Genomic DNA, 16,644 nt, shown 5'->3' on the forward strand with positions numbered 1-16,644 from the left:
CTTCAAGAAAAAGGAGCAGCACAATGAACCAGAATCTGCATAAAATCGATTTTCCGGTCAGCAAAGCGCGGAAATATCTGGAGCCAGGACCGGTGGTGCTGGTCAGCTCGCAGTTTGGCGATCAGCACGACATCATGACGCTCGGCTGGCACACTGTCCTGGAGTTCTCGCCGTCGCTGGTGGGCTGTATGATCGCCGGAGGCAATTACAGCCATGAACTGATTCGGCAAAGTGGCCAGTGCGTGATCAACGTTCCCTCATCCGATTTAATCGATAGCGTAGTGGCGATTGGTAACTGCCACGGCGATCGTATCGACAAGTTTGCTGCCTTTAAGCTGACCGCAGAACCTGCGACAAAAGTTAACGCGCCGTTGATTCAGGAGTGCTTCGCCAGTTTTGAGTGTCAGCTGTACGACGATACGATGGTGGATAACTACAATCTGTTTATCTTTGAGGTAGTCAAAGCGCATGTAGCGGAGAAGCCGGAGTTTCCGCCGACCCTGCACTATACCGGTGAAGGTCGTTTTACCGTGATGAGCAATCTGTTGCTCGATAAACACCGCGACTTTAAGCCAGAAATGTTAATCTGAACAAGGTTGATTTCATGAAAGCGCGCCCCCACAGTAACGCTTTCGCCCTGACAGGAGTAAAGACATGGCAATTGAATACGCGGTGATCGCGGGTGGCTGTTTCTGGTGTACCGAAGCGGTATTTAAAGGTCTGATTGGCGTTGAGTCAGTCGAAAGTGGTTATACCGGCGGCACCCGTCCTCATCCCACTTACGAGCAGGTATGCAGCGGCGCCACCGGCCATGCCGAAGCGATCCGTATCGGTTTCGATCCGGCGCAGATAGGATACGGCGATCTGCTGGATATCAGCTTCGTCACCCATGATCCAACGCAGCTTAACCGCCAGGGCAACGACATCGGTACTCAGTATCGTTCTGCTATCTTCCCGGCCAACGCCGAACAGGAAGCTGAAGCCATCGCGGCTATCGCCCGCGCACAGGAAGATAATAAAGATCCGATTGTCACCACCATCGAACCGCTGGGGGAATGGTATCCGGCGGAAGATTATCACCAGGATTACTGGGATGGCGCGGGTCAGCGCAACGGTTACTGCCTCGCCGTGATCCCGCCGAAGTTGCAGAAGCTGAAAAAAAGCTTTGCTAACCGCGTGAAACCGCAGAGCGAATGACCGCCCGGGTGCGTGCTTGCACGCACCCCTAAAAAAACCGCGACGATACCTGCCTATGCCAGAACCCTATTCTCCACCGGATTTCCCACCGCGTAAGCGACCGATGAAACTCAATACGCTGGTCACGCTGATGCTTAGCACCGTGATCGCGCTGGTGCTGCTCAGCGTCCACCTTATTTACTTCTTTCAGATTGGTGCCACCACGCGTGCGCAGCTGGAAGATAAAGCCATGGCGGTGGCGCGCACCCTGGCCGATTCGCCGGAAGTACAACGCGCACTGTTGCTGCCGCCCAATGACCTGCTAATTCAGCCCATCGCCGCAGAAATCCAGCAGAGTAATAACCTGCTGTTTGTGGTGGTGACCAATATGCAGGGCATTCGCTATTCCCATCTCAACCCGGAGCTGGTCGGCCAGCATTTTATCGGTGACGATCTCGAACCTGCGCTGCGTGGCCATGAAAATGTCTCGGTGAATCAGGGGGCGCTGGTCAAAGCCCTGCGCGTATTTACCCCGGTGTATAACGCGCAAAAACAGCAGATTGGCGTGGTGGTGATTGGTATTTCCCTCAGTGCGGTGACTGACCAGATAAACCAGAGCCGCTGGAGCGTGCTATGGACGGTGTTGATTGGCGCGCTGGTGGGTGCACTCGGTACCTTTATTCTGGTGCGGGTGCTGAAACGTATTCTGTTCGGCCTCGAACCACATGAAATCTCCACGCTGTTCGAGCAACGTCAGGCGATCCTCAATTCGGTGAAAGAAGGTGTGGTGGCGGTGGATGACCAGGGCGAGGTCACGCTGGTCAACCAGGCGGCACAAAAACTGCTGAGTGCCGAGATCGCCACCAGCGCCATCAGTGCCGACCGCATTTACGATGCCTCGGTGATCAACACCCATTTGCAGGATGTGCTGCAAAGCGGCCGTCCGCGCCGTGATGAGGAATTGAATGTGAACGGCCATGTGTTGCTCAGCAATACGGTGCCGGTGCGCAGCCAGGGACGGATTATCGGCGCGGTGTGCACCTTCAGGGATAAGACGGAAATCAGCCAGCTGATGCAGCGCCTGAGCGGCATGGTAAACTATGTCGATGCGCTGCGTGAACGCTCGCATGAATTTATGAATAAGCTGCATGTGATCCTCGGCCTGCTGCATATGAAAAATTATGCGCAGGTGGAAACTTATGTGCTGAAAACCGCCAATAACTATCAGACCGAAATTGGTTCGCTGGTGCAGAAAATTAAGTCGCCAGTGATTGCCGGGTTCCTGCTGAGCAAGATCAGTCGCGCATCGGATCGCGGGCATAGTCTGACCATCAGCGATGCCAGCTTTTTGCCCGACTGTGGCAACGAGCAACAGATGGCGGTGCTGATTACCGTGATCGGCAATCTGGTGGAGAACGCGCTGGATGCACTGGGTGACCAGACTGAAGGTGAGATCCATGTGATGTTGCATTATCAGAATGGCTGGCTGGCGTGCGAGGTGAGCGATGATGGCCCCGGCATTGATCCATTGATTCTGCCCACCATTTTCGCCAAAGGTTTCTCCACCAAAGGTGACGATCGCGGTGTCGGCCTGTTCCTGCTGAAGCAGCAGACCGAAAGCCTGGGCGGTGACGTCAGCGTGGAGTCAGAACCCGGCGTGTATACACAATTTTTAGTTCAGCTACCCTGGGATGGAGGAAATCAAACCGCATGATCAACGTGTTAGTGGTTGACGATGATGCAATGGTCGCAGAGCTTAATCGCTGCTATATCGGCCAGGTGCCCGGCTTTACCTGCTGTGGTACTGCCGCAACGTTACAGCAGGCGAAAGAGAAGATCCTCAACAGCGAACCACCGGTCGATCTGGTGCTGCTGGATATTTATATGCAGCAGGAAAACGGCCTCGATCTGCTGCCGGAACTGCGTAAAGCCAACTGCCCGGTGGAGGTGATCATTATCTCTTCGGCTGCGGATGCCGCCACCATCAAGACCTCGCTGCATTATGGCGTGGTGGATTATCTGATCAAACCGTTCCAGTTCCCGCGTTTTGAAGAAGCGCTGACCCAGTGGCGGCAGAAAAAATCGCTGATGGATAACCAGCATTATTATCAGCAGTCCGATGTCGATTTACTGATTCACGGTAGCCCGGCAACCCAGCACGACAGCAAGCGCCTGCCGAAAGGACTGACACCCCAGACGCTGCGCACGCTGTGTCAGTGGATTGATGCCCACCCGGGCACAGAATTCTCCACCGATGAGCTGGCGGCGGAAGTGAACATCTCCCGCGTCTCCTGCCGTAAATATCTGATCTGGCTGGCGCAGATTAATATTCTGTTCACCAGCATCCATTACGGTGCCACAGGCCGCCCGGTGTATCGCTATCGCCTGCAACCGGAATACCATTCGCTGCTGCAACAATATTGTCAGTAACGCAGCGGCCACGCGGTGTCCAATTGCTCAAAGCGAAACTGACGCGGTGAAGAACAGATAATTTCCCTGTCGCGCGTGACAAAAATCGCGTCGAGTTCGGGCTGGTCAGCAAGATACGCCAGCCCCTGCTCCACCCCCATGCCATACAGCAGCGTGGTGTAGATATCGCCATCCAGTGAACGATCGGAAATCACCGTGATGCTCAGCAATTCATTGTCGAGCGGATAGCCGGTACGCGGATCGAAGATATGATGCCAGCAGCGGCCATCCCGCTCGAAATAGCGTTCATAAATACCCGATGTCACCACGGACTTCCCCTGCACCCGTAACACACCAAGCAGCTCATCCTCCCGGCCAAAGGGCTTTTTCAGCCCGATGCCCCACCCTGCGGGATCATGCGGTGGCGACCCCAGCGTCTGCACATTGCCGCCGAGATTAATCAGCGCCTGCCGCACGCCCTGCTGGCGTAAAAAGCTTTGCACGCGATCGGCAATGTAACCTTTGGCAATCGCACCGAGATCAATCTCCATCCCCGACTGTTGCAGGAATACCGATCGTTCAGCTTCATTCAGCACCACCTGACACGGATCGGTCAGGGGCAGTAACGCCGCGATCGCCTCAGCAGGGGGCACCTCATGGCCCTGGAAACCGATTTTCCAGCGCTTGACCACCGGGCCGATGGTGAAATTGAAGGCACTGCCTGGCAGCAGGCTGACCGCGTGGGCGATGCTGATCAGCGCAAACACCGGCTCACTGACCACCACCGGATGGCGGCCCGCAGCGTGGTTGATCGCCATCACTTCAGAATCAGCACGATTGACGGTGAACAGATTCTCCTGCTGTTTGATCAGCCGGAATACCTGTGCCGCGAGGGGTTGGTTATCTTCGAAGAGTTTAAGCAGAATGGGCGAACCCATCAGAACGGCGGAATACGCATAGACGCCTGCGTCTGTAGTCATTATCGCCTCATTCAGGTGTAGCGGCGCGATTTATCGCGCAGGTCTTAAAATCACGCCGCTACGAATGGCTTGTTGTAAGCCGTTGTTTAGCCTAATGCCAGTGCCGCAGCGTTACGTCCGGCTTTGATACCAAAGATGATGATATCAGCAACAGCGTTACCCCCGATACGGTTGGCACCGTGGATACCGCCAACCACTTCACCCGCCGCCCAGGCACCCGGAATCACCTGTTTCTGCGCATCCAGCACTGCGGTGTCGGTATTGATGGTGACACCGCCCATGGTGTGGTGCACCCCTGGGGCGATGCGGATGGCAAAGTAAGGTCCGTGATTGAGTGGATGACGCAGCGCGGTTTTACGGCCAAAGTCTTCGTCATTCTGCTGCTCAACAAACTGGTTGTAACGGTTCAGGGTGGTTTGCAGCGCTTCCTGATCCATATTCAGTTTCACCGCCAGCTCGTGCGGAGTGGGGGCGCTGATGACAAAACCTTTGGCAATGTACTCATCCGCCGCTTTGTTGTTCTGACGCACCTGTTCATCAAACATGATCCACGCGCTTTTTTCCGGCAGCGCAATAATCTCGGCGGAAACTTTGTCGCGGGTTTCCATTTCATTGTAGAAACGCTTGCCCGCCTGGCTCACCAGAATCGCCCCACCACCACGCATCGCTTCGGAAATCAGGTACGAGGTAGTTTGTTCGACTGTCGGGTGAATCTGGATCTCGCTCATATCGACGGTATCCGCACCGATTTTCTGCAACATGGCGATACCGCTACCGGTGGCCCCTTTGTGGTTGGTGGTGACAAAGCCATCCAGTTCAGGGCGGTATTTCACTACCATTTCACGGTTGGCGCTGAAACCGCCGGTCGCCACAATCACGCTTTTCGCGTTGAGGATACGGCTGTCATTGTACTCATCCACCACTTTCACGCCGCTGACCGCGCCGTTTTCGAACAGGATTTCCGCCACTGAGGTCTCCAGCAGCACTTCGATATTGCGCTGGTTAACGTTCTTCACCAAACCACTGATCAGGAAACCACCGACAGCGGAGCGATCTTCCGGACGGTGGGTACGGTCAATACTCATCCCGCCGGTGATGGTGATGTCGCACAGCTCGATGCCTTTATCAGTCAGCCAGTCAATCGCGCCGGGCGCCTGCTCAACGAACTCACGCAACAGCACCGGGTTGTTTTTGAATTTACCGCCTTTCAGCGTCTCGTCATAAAACAGCTCTTTGCTGTCCTCGATGCCTTTCAGGCGCTGATAACGGGTTTCTGCCGCGTTCATACCGACGGACGCTTTGATGGTATTACCGCCGATAGTCGGCATCTTCTCGATAATCACCACGCGTGCGCCATCATCATGCGCCTGGATCGCCGCTGCCAGACCGGCACCGCCGCTACCCACCACCACCACATCGTAATTAACTGGCGCATTCGGGTTACCGCCCTCGTCAATCACATGTTCTTTGCTGGAGGTTGCCAGTGCACGCGAGACGGCTTTTTTCAGCGCCTCACTCTGGGTGGTAGCGCCAGTTACCGCATCCACATGCGGGCTGTTCGCCACCAGAATGCGGGAACGCAGGCTTTCAAAGGTACTGGTGAAATCGACGTCCAGCGTGGCATCCGGCACCAGCGAGATATCGGTGATACGGTCGGTATCCAGCGTCACGTTGATTTTCAGTTTCAGCGCTTCAGCTTCCACTTTTTCCTGGAACACGCCCGCTTTGTATTTACGGCCGGTATCACTGGTATCGCGGATCATCGCGTCCACCAGCGAGAAGCGCCACAGCGGCTCCGGGATAACCAGTTCTTCGCGTTTGGTGCTGTCGATAAACAGCTCCATATGTTCGTTTTTGATCACGCGATCGGCCCAATCCGGGTAGGCGATGCAGGCTTTACCAATCGCCACCAAATCGAAACCGTACTCCAGCGCTTTCTCCGCATCTTCTTTGTTGACCACGCCGCCAACGCCAATCACCGGCACTTTCGCCAGCACAGGTGAACGCAGCGCCCGATATTTGGTGATTAGCGGCGTCGGATCTTTGGTATCGACAATTGATGGACGCAGCAGTTGGCCGACGGAGAAGTGCACATAATCGAGACCGCGCGCCGCCAGTTTTTCCAGCAGATACATCGTGTCATCAAAGCGGATGCCCGGTACTTCCAGCTCTTCCGGCGAGAAACGATAGCCAATGATAAAGTCAGCTGCCGCAAAGCGGTCCGCCATTTTATGGGTGATTTCCAGCACTTCCAGCGGGAAACGCGCGCGGTTGTCGCGGCTGCCGCCCCATTTGTCATCGCGCTGGTTGGAGTTCGGTGAGTAGAACTGCTGAATCAGGTAGGTGTTGGCACCGTGGATCTCAACGCCATCGAAACCGGCTTTGATGGCGCGGTTCACCGCATCACCGAATTTGGTGATCATCACCTCCACTTCTTCCGCCGTTAGCGCCTGGGGAGTCGGTGCGCCTTCACGCGGGGCGGCAAGGGCGCTGGGCGCTACCGGGGTTTTACCACCGATCAGCGCGGGATCCACCATGCGACCACCGTGGTAAATCTGCAAAATCGCTTTGGAACCCTGGGATTTGATGGCGTCGGCAATTTTCGCCAGGCCAGGGATTTTGTTGTCGCTATCGATGGCGATGGCACCGGGGAAGGCCGGGCCTCGGTTGTCGATAAAACAACATTCGACAATCACAGTACCGATGCTGCCCGCACGTACGCGATAGTAGTCCACCAGATCGCTGGTCACACCGCCGTCAAAATAACCGGTACAGGTGGTCATCGGTGCCATCACCAGGCGGTTTTTCAATACAGCGCCTTTCGGCAGAGTGAGTGGATTAAGAATCGGGGTGAGCGTATTCATGATAACAACTCCAAAATTTAAAAGTTTCGAATTCTTTGACAGACGCAGTTATTTCAAATTTATTTAAGAGGTCCGATTTCATACCAACAATATACCAATTTCTTTAGTTACATAATTAATAAGTTTAGTTATTTAACTTTTAAATTATTCTGGAAATAAACACAACAGCTGAATATGCGCCACTTAAAATGTTAGCGAAAGGTTGTCAAAAATCAATTTTTTCATTTACATAGAAATTAATTTATGATAAATCATAACCTTATGAGACGCATCTTAGGCAGGAAGGCCCTATCCCTTGAGCTTCATGGTGTTCTGGCTTCACCAGAAACGAATTAAGCAAAGGTAAAAATATATGACAAAGACAAAAAGGATTTAATACTGAATCGATTTTTTGATCCAGATCAAAATGGAGTTTTTAATAAATCGCATCATATTTACATTACGCAATCTTCTCTCTTCAATATTGCAATTCAAGAAGCATTAAAGACGTAACGGCAGCTTAAAAAAGTATCAGCTGAGCATTAATAACGGTAACACCTGTTGTCCCGGAACGTTAATCGCATTCTCCACAACTTGCAGACCAAAACCATGAAAACACAAACTACCCAGAGTGAACCCCTAAAAGCGCCACCTGCCGCGCCGGGGAATAAAAACCGGCTCATTATGTTATGCCTGCCGGTGGTGATCGCTGTGCTGCTCCTCCTGGTGCCAACTCCCGCAGGGCTGGAGCCTTACGCCTGGCACTTCTTCGCTATCTTTGTCGGGGTGATTGTCGGCCTGATCTTCGAACCGCTGCCTGGTGCGGTTATCGGTCTGACCGGCGTGGTGGTCATCGCGCTGTTCAGCGAGTTTCTGCTGTTCAGTCCGGCCGAAATCGCCGATCCGAAGTTCAAAATGGCCACCCAGTCCTTCAGATGGGCGGTAAGCGGCTTCGGTAACTCCACCGTGTGGCTGATTTTCGGTGCCTTTATGTTTGCCGCTGGCTACGATAAAACCCAGTTTGGTCGCCGTCTGGCGCTGATCCTGGTGAAATATCTGGGCCGTCGCAGCCTGACGCTGGGTTATGCCATTACCTTTGCTGACCTGTTGCTGGCACCGTTCACTCCTTCTAACACCGCACGTAGCGGCGGGACCATCTACCCGATTATTGCCAACCTGCCTCCGCTGTATGGTTCAAAACCCAATGACCCCAGCGCACGCAAAATTGGTTCTTATCTGATGTGGGTCGCTATCACCGCCACCTGTATCACCAGCTCGATGTTCCTGTCGGCGCTGGCTCCGAACCTGCTGGCGCTGGCGCTGGTAAAAAGCGTGATTGGCTTCAATATCACCTGGGGCATGTGGTTCCTTGCCTTCCTGCCGTTGGGTGTGTTGCTGATCCTGACCATGCCGCTGCTGGCTTACTGGCTCTACCCACCTGAAGTGAAGCTGAATGACGAAGTGCCACGCTGGGCAACTGCCGAGCTGGCGAAACTGGGCAAACTGTCACGCAATGAAATCCTGCTGCTGGTGTTCGTGATTTCCGCGCTGCTGATGTGGATCTTCGCCACCGACTGGATTGAACCGGCGATGGCCGCCCTGCTGGTGATTGTGCTGATGCTGTGGACCGGCGTACTGAACTGGAGTGACATCACCAGTAACAAAGCCGCCTGGAACACCTTCGCCTGGTTCGCCACCCTGGTGGCACTGGCCGATGGTCTGGCTAAAGTTGGCTTTATTGCCTGGCTGGGTAAAGAAGGTGGCCAATTGCTGCAAGGCTATGACCCACAAGTTTCCGCCGTGGTGCTGCTGATTGCCTTCTATGTTCTGCACTACCTGTTCGCCAGTACCACCGCGCACACCACCGCGCTGCTGCCTGCCATGTTGACCATTGCGGCGGCTATCCCAGGCATCAATATGCCGGTGTTCTGTCTGATGCTGTGTACCTCACTGGGTGTGATGGGCATCATCACCCCGTACGGTACTGGCCCCAGCCCGATTTACTACGGTAGCGGCTATCTTCCTACCAAAGACTACTGGCGTCTGGGCACCATCTTCGGCGCACTGTTCCTGGTACTGCTGATGGTGATTGCTTATCCGTGGATGGTGCTGATGTTCTGATGATGTTGCTTCGATGTTAAAAATCGCAGCCGCGAAAGAATGTTAAAATGCTATGATACTCGCCAGTCAGCCCCCAGGCCGGGCTGGCGAGAGAAAAAACCTATAACGAATCGCTAATGATGCAGCCCGTCTTCTCTGTAGCTGGCGGGCTTCACATAACTGAGTGAGCCAACATGTCGAATAAACCCTTCTTCTATCAGAATCCTTTTCCTCTCGCCAAAGATGATACTGAGTACTACCTGCTCAGCCGCGATTATGTTTCCGTGGCAAATTTCGATGGCGAAGAAGTACTGAAAGTCGATCCCAAAGCGCTGACTGTGCTGGCACAGCAGGCATTCCATGATGCCTCTTTTATGCTGCGTGCCTCCCATCAGAAACAGGTGGCGGCAATTCTGGCGGATGACGAAGCCAGCCAGAACGACAAATATGTCGCGTTGCAGTTCCTGCGCAACTCCGAAATCGCCGCCAAAGGCGTGCTGCCGACCTGCCAGGACACCGGTACCGCCATTATCATGGGCAAAAAAGGTCAGCGTGTGTGGACCGGTGGCGGCGATGAAGCCGCACTGTCGCAGGGCGTGTATAACACCTTTATCGAAGATAACCTGCGTTACTCACAGAACGCCGCGCTGGATATGTATAAAGAGGTGAACACCGGCACCAACCTGCCCGCGCAGATTGACCTCTACAGCGTCGATGGTGACGAGTATAAGTTCCTGTGTATTGCCAAAGGTGGCGGTTCCGCCAACAAAACCTATCTGTATCAGGAAACCAAAGCGCTGATCACCCCGGCCAAACTGAAGAACTACCTGATCGACAAAATGATGTCACTCGGCACCGCCGCCTGTCCGCCCTACCATATCGCGTTTGTGATTGGCGGCACCTCGGCAGAAAGCACGCTGAAGACGGTGAAGCTGGCCTCTACCCACTACTACGACTCGCTGCCGACCGAAGGTAATGAACACGGTCAGGCCTTCCGTGATGTGCAGCTGGAGCAGGAACTGCTGGAAGCCTCGCAGAAGCTGGGACTCGGTGCGCAGTTCGGTGGCAAATACTTTGCTCACGATATCCGTGTGGTACGTCTGCCTCGTCATGGCGCCTCCTGCCCGGTTGGCATGGGCGTTTCCTGCTCGGCGGACCGTAACATTAAGGCGAAGATTAATCGCGAAGGGATCTGGATCGAGAAACTGGAAGACAATCCGGGTCGCTTTATCCCGGAAGCGCTGCGTCAGCAGGGCGAAGGCGAAGTGGTGCACGTAGACCTCAATCGCCCGATGTCAGACATTCTCGCCCAGCTGTCATCGTTCCCGGTATCCACTCGTCTGTCATTGAACGGTACCATTATCGTGGCGCGCGACATTGCCCATGCCAAACTGAAAGAACGCATTGATAACGGTGAAGGTCTGCCGCAGTACATCAAGGATCATCCGGTGTATTACGCCGGTCCGGCCAAAACGCCGGAAGGTTATGCGTCTGGGTCACTTGGCCCGACGACCGCCGGTCGTATGGATTCCTATGTAGATCTGCTCCAGGCCAACGGCGGCAGCATGGTGATGCTGGCGAAAGGTAACCGTAGCCAGCAGGTAACCGATGCCTGCCATAAACACGGCGGCTTCTATCTCGGCAGTATCGGCGGTCCGGCCGCGGTACTGGCGCAGCAGAGCATTAAGAGTCTTGAGTGCGTCGAGTACCCTGAACTGGGAATGGAAGCGATCTGGAAGATTGAAGTGGAGAACTTCCCGGCGTTTATTCTGGTGGATGATAAAGGTAATGATTTCTTCCAGCAGATCCATAATCAGTGCGCGGCCTGCGTGAAGTAACCTTCCCTGAGGTGCGCAGCAATGCGCACCCTTTCCTCCCCCCCGCCGAATGGCGCGATAAATCGCGCCGCTACACATTGGTGCAAGCTGCACCCCGGCATCGCAGGATGACGATCAGATCAACACCTCAACCCACCCCCTCTGCGCTAAATCGTTATTAATTAACTGATTAATTTTTCTCTTTCTCATGGCACAAATATTGCTCAATTTAATTATCTGATTAATTAAATTCGTGGCATGCGCCACATTCACGCCAACACCAGGAGAACGTTATGACGGTCGATGAAGCGATAGCGCTGTTTGACGCGCAACGCGAAAAGATCTGGTTTGAACAACCGGCAGAAATTGCCGCACTCGGTAGGGGGGAAGTGCCACGCGGCACCGGTGCCCGTGGTCAGTACCTCAGCACCATCATTTTTGCCGAAGGGGAAACCCGCACGCTGGCGGATGAAATGCTGTGGGGACTGATCCGTGTTGGGGAAGACAACCCGACAGCGGATCTGAAAACCCTGCAATTGCTGATCAAAGAAATCATGGGTTACAAAGCCAACTTCTTTGACTTCGTCAGCCTGCCGGATGCCGCCCGAATGCTGCACACCTATGTCGAGGTGGCTGGCGAGTGTGAAACCCTGAGCGATCTGGTGCGCTTGTCCCACAGCGCCCTGTCCTGGGCTAACCGCCTGCATATGTGGGTTGATTTTATTCTTCCCTGGGGTCTCGGGGACGGTTTTCGTCGCGTTAAAGCCTGACTGGGAGAGAAAACATCATGAAACTGGCTATGCATGTTGCCGACAAGAAGATTTGCGTCATCGAAGTATGGGAAGACAAAGTGCCCAATCTGGCGAAAGTGTTGCGCGAAAAACTGCCGCTGAAAAGCGTGCTGCAACACGGCAAACTGATTGGCGACATGGTGTTCTTCACCCTGCCGATCGTCGCTCCGTGGGAAAACAAATACCTGACGCAGGATGTCGGTAAACTGCGCCGCGAACAGTACGGTGAAGTCACCGGTGCCGTGTGCTACTACAGTCCGCGCCAGCAGATGTGCGTGGTGTATGGTGACGATACAGCTGACGAGCCGCTGCCGATCTCCTATATCGGCCAGGTGATCGAAGGCAAGCTGGAACTGCGCGTCACCGGGCTGGAAACCTGGTTCGATCAGGGCCGCATTGTCGAACTCAGTATTATCGATTAAAGATAAAGCAGCGCCTGCATGGCGCTGTCAATCTGTGCCGATGCCTCCGCAAATCGAGCGGGTGCACCGGCACAATGCCCATAAGGTGAAACCAGCGGACGTAACTCGCCCTGACGCAATTCCGCCACCTCCAGCGCCGCCTCTTCCAGCGTAAAATAGCGATCGTTGTCGCACGGCATGACGATGCAACGCGCGCCAATCTGCGCCAGCGCCGCGCGCCAGTCGCCCCCGGCCAGCAAACCGACATCAGCGTGATACCAGCTATACAGCGCACTCAACAAATCATTGGCGTCCAGCGCCTGATGATCCCGTTCCCAGTCCACCAGCAGCGCCTCCAGTGAGTCAAAGCCCAGATCGTGCCAGCGTGCTTCACGGAAGAACGCGGTGGAATAGGCCCAGCCTGCGTAAACCCGGCCAAAAGCCGCCAGACCGCGCAGCGGCGGCGTTGAGTAATGACCCTCAGCAAACTGCGCGTCACAGCATAGCGCCGCACGCACCCCATCGAGAAACACCTGATTATTCGGCCAGCAACGGGCTGAACCACACACCGCCAGCAGGCTCTGCACCTGTTGCGGTCGCGCCACGGCCAGATGCCATGCCTGCATCGCGCCCATTGACCAGCCATACGCCAGCGCGATTCGATGAATGCCCAGGTGTTCAAACAGTAACCGTTCCTGCGCACGCAGATTATCCAGCAACGTGACGCGGGGGAAAGCCGCACCCGGCTGTAAAACTGAATTGGACGGCGATGTTGAGACGCCATTGCCCAGCTTATTCACCAGCACGATAAACCAGCGCGCCGGGTCGAGGGTTTTCCCGGTGCCAATCAACGGCAGATAGCTGGCATGGGTGCCGCTGTAATAACTAAAAATCACCACCGTGTTGTCGCGATTGGCGTTAAGCTGACCAAAGGTTTGATAGCCGATGCAGGTCTCAAGCAGCGTTTCACCGCTAACCAGCGGCAACTCGCCGAGTCGATAAAAAGCGCATAAACCCATGCCGTTCTCCGTTATCGATATGATAGAGTTAATTAATTAGTTAATTTCATAAGGATGTCGCCATGAAGGATGCCCCAGCCGCAGAACCCGGCAGCAGGAAACCCCGTAAAACCCAGCGCGACGTGGCAGAGTTGCTGCAATCGTCGGCATTTGATCTGTTTGCTACCCAGAATTACTCATCAGTGCGGATTAAGGATATCGCCACCGCTACCGGGCTGAATTCGGCGCTGATTTATTACTATTTCGGTTCCAAAGAAGACCTGTTTATCAAGGTGATTGAATCGGCGGTGGAACGTGCTTTTGTGCAGTTTGACGACATCAAAGCCAGCGCCAATGGCCCGCGTGACCTGATCTTCCTGTGGATCGAAATCCATATTCTTCAGTTCCATCTGTTACAGAAACTGGCCAAAATCAGCCTCGATTACTCCAGCACCAATGGCCGCATCGCCAGCATCGATAAAGCCATCAAAAAGTTCTACGAAAAAGAATCACTGATTCTGAAGAACACCATTAAAGAAGGGATCGCCAGCGGCCTGTTCCGCGAGGTGAATCCGACCGACATGGCGATGCTGATCTCGACCTATCTGGATGGCGTGCTGTTCCGCAACGTGATGTTCCCCAATTTCAAATACAAGCAGGCGATCAACGTGATGCGCAATTTTGTGTTTGAAAGACTCGACGCCTGAAAGCATTTTCGTAGCGGCGCGATAAATCGCGCCGCTACGGATGGCATCAAAAAATGGTGCTGTAGCGATCAATTTCCCACTGGCTGACATGCAGGTGATAGCTGTTCCACTCCTGCAACTTGTAGTGGATAAACTCTTTCTTCAGCGCATCCCCCAATGTCGCCGCGACAAACGGATCGGCATCAAAGGCTTCCACCGCTTCCAGCAGGTTTTGCGGCAGGAAGTCGATGCCGCGCTCGCGGCGTTCTGCTTCGCTGATGGCATACAGATTGTCTTCATTCGGCTGACGCGGGTCGATCTTCTCGCGAATCCCTTCCAGGCCGGCCGCCAGCGCCAGCGTTGCCGCCAGATAAGGGTTCACCGCGCCATCAGCATTACGCGATTCACAACGCCCGCCGCCTGCCGGGACGCGCACCGCGTTGGTACGGTTATTCGACCCCCACGAGTTAAATACCGGTGCCCATGAGAAGTAGCTCATTGCCCCCTGGCGCACCAGACGTTTGTAGCTGTTCACCGTCGGGGCAAACGCGGCGCAAAGGGCGCGCCCATGTTTCAGCAAACCACCGATAAAGTGATAACCGGTGTCGCTCAGCCCCAGTCCCCAGGGATCATCGGCGCTGGTGGCATCACGTTTAAACAGATTGGCCCCGCTGTTGATGTCATACAGCGACATATTGAAATGCGCACCAGTGCCGGTTTTATCGGCAAACGGCTTCGGCATGGTGGTAGCAATCAGCCCGCGCTGTTTGGCGTAATGTTTCGCCATAAAGCGGAAGAAGATAAAACGATCGCAGGTGGTCAGCGCGTCAGCATAGTTAAAGTCGAACTCGTATTGCGAGTTGCCGTCTTCATGGTCGAGTGAGTAAAGATCCCAGCCCAGCGCATTGATGGTGGAAGAGACTTCATCCAGCCAGCCAAACTGGTCGACAAAGCCCTGCAAGTCATAGCAGGGTTTATTCAGTTTGTTATCACGCTCCGGCACCACCAGACGCCCGTCTTCCTCACGTTTCAGCAGGTAGATCTCACACTCAATGCCAAGGTTAAAGCCAAAACCCATCGCGTTGGCCTGTTTGATGACATTCTGCAATGCCACCCGGGTGCTGAGCGCATAGGGTTCGCCCTTGAAGTGGTTATCGGCGGGCATCCAGGCAATTTTCGGTTCCCACGGCAGCTGGATGATATGGTCGAGATCCGGAACCGAAGTCAGCTCGTCTTCGTGCGGCGACTGGCCCAGACCATCAAGAGCATAACCGGTATAACGTTCCGATCCCTGCGCCATCTGATCCAGATGCCCAATTGGCACCACTTTGCCCTTCGGCACCCCGTGGATATCCACGTACGCCCCCATGCAATACTCCACCCCTTTGGCCATCAGGGCCTGTTTGATCTCGGCGATCTGTTGCGCGGTTTTCATTAATGCCCTGCCTTAGTCATGTTCAACAATAGAATGGGGAATATAGGGTGCATCCAGCGCGGCGATTTCATCCGCGCTCAGCGTCAGATCCAGCGCCGCCAATGCGTCGCTCAGGTGCAGGGTACGGGTGGCCCCGATCACCGCTGAGACCACCGCCGGACGGCTGTAAAGCCAGGCCAGCGCCACCTGCGCCATCGGCACGCCGCGCGTTTGCGCCACCTGTTCCACCACACGGATCACCGCATTGTCTGCCTGGGCGGTCGCGGCATAGAGAAAATCGGTATAGCTGTCGTCCGCGCCGCGCGTGCTGGCTTTCGCCGCATCTACCGGACGTGCCAGACGACCACGCGCCAGCGGGCTCCACGGCGTCACCGCCACACCTTCCGCCTGACACAGCGCCAACATCTCGCGCTCCTCCTCGCGGTAGATCAGGTTGAGGTGGTTCTGCATGGCGATAAAGCGGCTCCAGCGTTCGTACTTCTGGATTTGCAGTGCTTTGCTGAACTGCCAGGCGAACATCGATGAAGCACCGAGATAACGCACCTTGCCTGCCTTCACCAGGTCATGCAGCGCTTCCAGCGTCTCTTCAATCGGCGTGTCGTTGTCCCAGCGATGGATTTCGTACAGGTCGATATAGTCGGTGCCGAGACGACGCAGGCTGTGATCGCACTCCTGCATAATCGCCTTGCGCGATAGTCCTTTGCTGTTCGGGCCGCTGCGCATCGGGTTATATAATTTGCTGGTGATCACCACTTCATCACGCTGTGCAAAATCCCGCAGTGCACGGCCAAGAATTTCTTCACTCGCTCCTTTGGCGTAGATGTTGGCGCTGTCGAAAAAGTTAATCCCCTGCTCCAGCGCCTCGCGGATCAACACCCGGCTGGCCTCTTCATCCAGCGTCCAGCTCCGGCCACTGCGCGCCGGTGGCGCATAGGTCACCGTTCCCAGGCAAAGTGCCGAAACGTCCAGGCCGGAGTGGCCCAGCTTCACATAACGCATTGCCTGCTC

14 protein-coding genes are annotated in these 16,644 nt (G+C 54.9%); 9 read left to right on the forward strand and 5 right to left on the reverse strand.

From position 1 onward, the window contains the following. Positions 1-23: 23 nt before the first annotated feature. From RCF31_RS04860 to dcuR, 4 genes are all read left to right on the forward strand, one after another. Complete coding sequence (locus RCF31_RS04860) at positions 24-590, forward strand: flavin reductase family protein (RefSeq protein WP_299452277.1); 567 nt, start codon at positions 24-26, stop codon at positions 588-590. Between the two features lie 64 nt (positions 591-654). Further along, entirely contained in the window at positions 655-1,197 is a 543-nt protein-coding gene (gene msrA, locus RCF31_RS04865) for a peptide-methionine (S)-S-oxide reductase MsrA (protein ID WP_299452274.1), read from the forward strand. A gap of 103 nt (positions 1,198-1,300) precedes the next feature. Continuing rightward, on the forward strand, positions 1,301-2,890 hold the full coding sequence (locus RCF31_RS04870) for a sensor histidine kinase (protein WP_416413214.1): 1,590 nt from the start codon (positions 1,301-1,303) through the stop codon (positions 2,888-2,890). Beyond that, positions 2,887-3,606: a two-component system response regulator DcuR gene (gene dcuR, locus RCF31_RS04875; protein WP_084873982.1), complete on the forward strand. Its 720-nt coding sequence runs from the start codon at positions 2,887-2,889 to the stop codon at positions 3,604-3,606. The genes RCF31_RS04870 and dcuR overlap by 4 nt, the downstream gene beginning before the upstream one ends. Here the strand turns inward: dcuR and RCF31_RS04880 are convergent. Both RCF31_RS04880 and RCF31_RS04885 read right to left on the reverse strand, forming a co-directional pair. Continuing rightward, the gene (locus tag RCF31_RS04880) at positions 3,600-4,565 is read right to left on the reverse strand and encodes an FAD:protein FMN transferase (RefSeq protein WP_416412674.1); all 966 of its coding nucleotides are present in this window, start codon (positions 4,563-4,565) and stop codon (positions 3,600-3,602) included. The genes dcuR and RCF31_RS04880 overlap by 7 nt on opposite strands. Before the next feature lie 86 nt (positions 4,566-4,651). Further along, a complete protein-coding gene (locus tag RCF31_RS04885; RefSeq protein WP_416412675.1) occupies positions 4,652-7,429 on the reverse strand; it encodes a flavocytochrome c in 2,778 nt (925 codons plus the stop codon). Between the two features lie 588 nt (positions 7,430-8,017). On the opposite strand from RCF31_RS04885, the gene RCF31_RS04890 reads away from it, so the two are divergent. From RCF31_RS04890 to RCF31_RS04905, 4 genes are all read left to right on the forward strand, one after another. Next, on the forward strand, positions 8,018-9,529 hold the full coding sequence (locus RCF31_RS04890; RefSeq protein WP_416412676.1) for an anion permease: 1,512 nt from the start codon (positions 8,018-8,020) through the stop codon (positions 9,527-9,529). 173 nt (positions 9,530-9,702) lie between these two features. Continuing rightward, positions 9,703-11,346 carry a class I fumarate hydratase FumA gene (fumA, locus tag RCF31_RS04895; protein WP_310617961.1) on the forward strand — a complete coding sequence of 548 codons (1,644 nt, stop codon included), beginning with the start codon at positions 9,703-9,705 and terminating at the stop codon, positions 11,344-11,346. Between the two features lie 272 nt (positions 11,347-11,618). Then, positions 11,619-12,095, forward strand: a complete 477-nt coding sequence (locus RCF31_RS04900; protein WP_084873978.1) for a hypothetical protein — start codon at positions 11,619-11,621, stop codon at positions 12,093-12,095. 17 nt (positions 12,096-12,112) lie between these two features. Further along, positions 12,113-12,538 carry a DUF3830 family protein gene (locus RCF31_RS04905; protein ID WP_299452259.1) on the forward strand — a complete coding sequence of 142 codons (426 nt, stop codon included), beginning with the start codon at positions 12,113-12,115 and terminating at the stop codon, positions 12,536-12,538. On the opposite strand, the gene RCF31_RS04910 is transcribed toward RCF31_RS04905, so the two are convergent. Next, positions 12,535-13,536 carry an alpha/beta fold hydrolase gene (locus tag RCF31_RS04910; RefSeq protein ID WP_416412680.1) on the reverse strand — a complete coding sequence of 334 codons (1,002 nt, stop codon included), beginning with the start codon at positions 13,534-13,536 and terminating at the stop codon, positions 12,535-12,537. The genes RCF31_RS04905 and RCF31_RS04910 overlap by 4 nt on opposite strands. Positions 13,537-13,598: 62 nt before the next feature. Here RCF31_RS04910 and RCF31_RS04915 point away from each other — a divergent pair, with 62 nt between their 5' ends. Further along, on the forward strand, positions 13,599-14,222 hold the full coding sequence (locus tag RCF31_RS04915) for a TetR/AcrR family transcriptional regulator (RefSeq protein WP_416412682.1): 624 nt from the start codon (positions 13,599-13,601) through the stop codon (positions 14,220-14,222). 46 nt (positions 14,223-14,268) lie between these two features. Here RCF31_RS04915 and glnT read toward each other — a convergent pair whose 3' ends face one another. Both glnT and RCF31_RS04925 read right to left on the reverse strand, forming a co-directional pair. Next, a complete protein-coding gene (glnT, locus tag RCF31_RS04920; protein WP_299452252.1) occupies positions 14,269-15,636 on the reverse strand; it encodes a type III glutamate--ammonia ligase in 1,368 nt (455 codons plus the stop codon). A 12-nt stretch (positions 15,637-15,648) separates the two neighbouring features. Then, positions 15,649-16,635 carry an aldo/keto reductase gene (locus tag RCF31_RS04925; RefSeq protein WP_416412683.1) on the reverse strand — a complete coding sequence of 329 codons (987 nt, stop codon included), beginning with the start codon at positions 16,633-16,635 and terminating at the stop codon, positions 15,649-15,651. Between the last annotated feature and the right edge of the window lie 9 nt (positions 16,636-16,644).

It is taken from the genome of Pantoea sp. App145 (genome assembly GCF_047947045.1).
GTDB lineage: Bacteria > Pseudomonadota > Gammaproteobacteria > Enterobacterales > Enterobacteriaceae > Pantoea.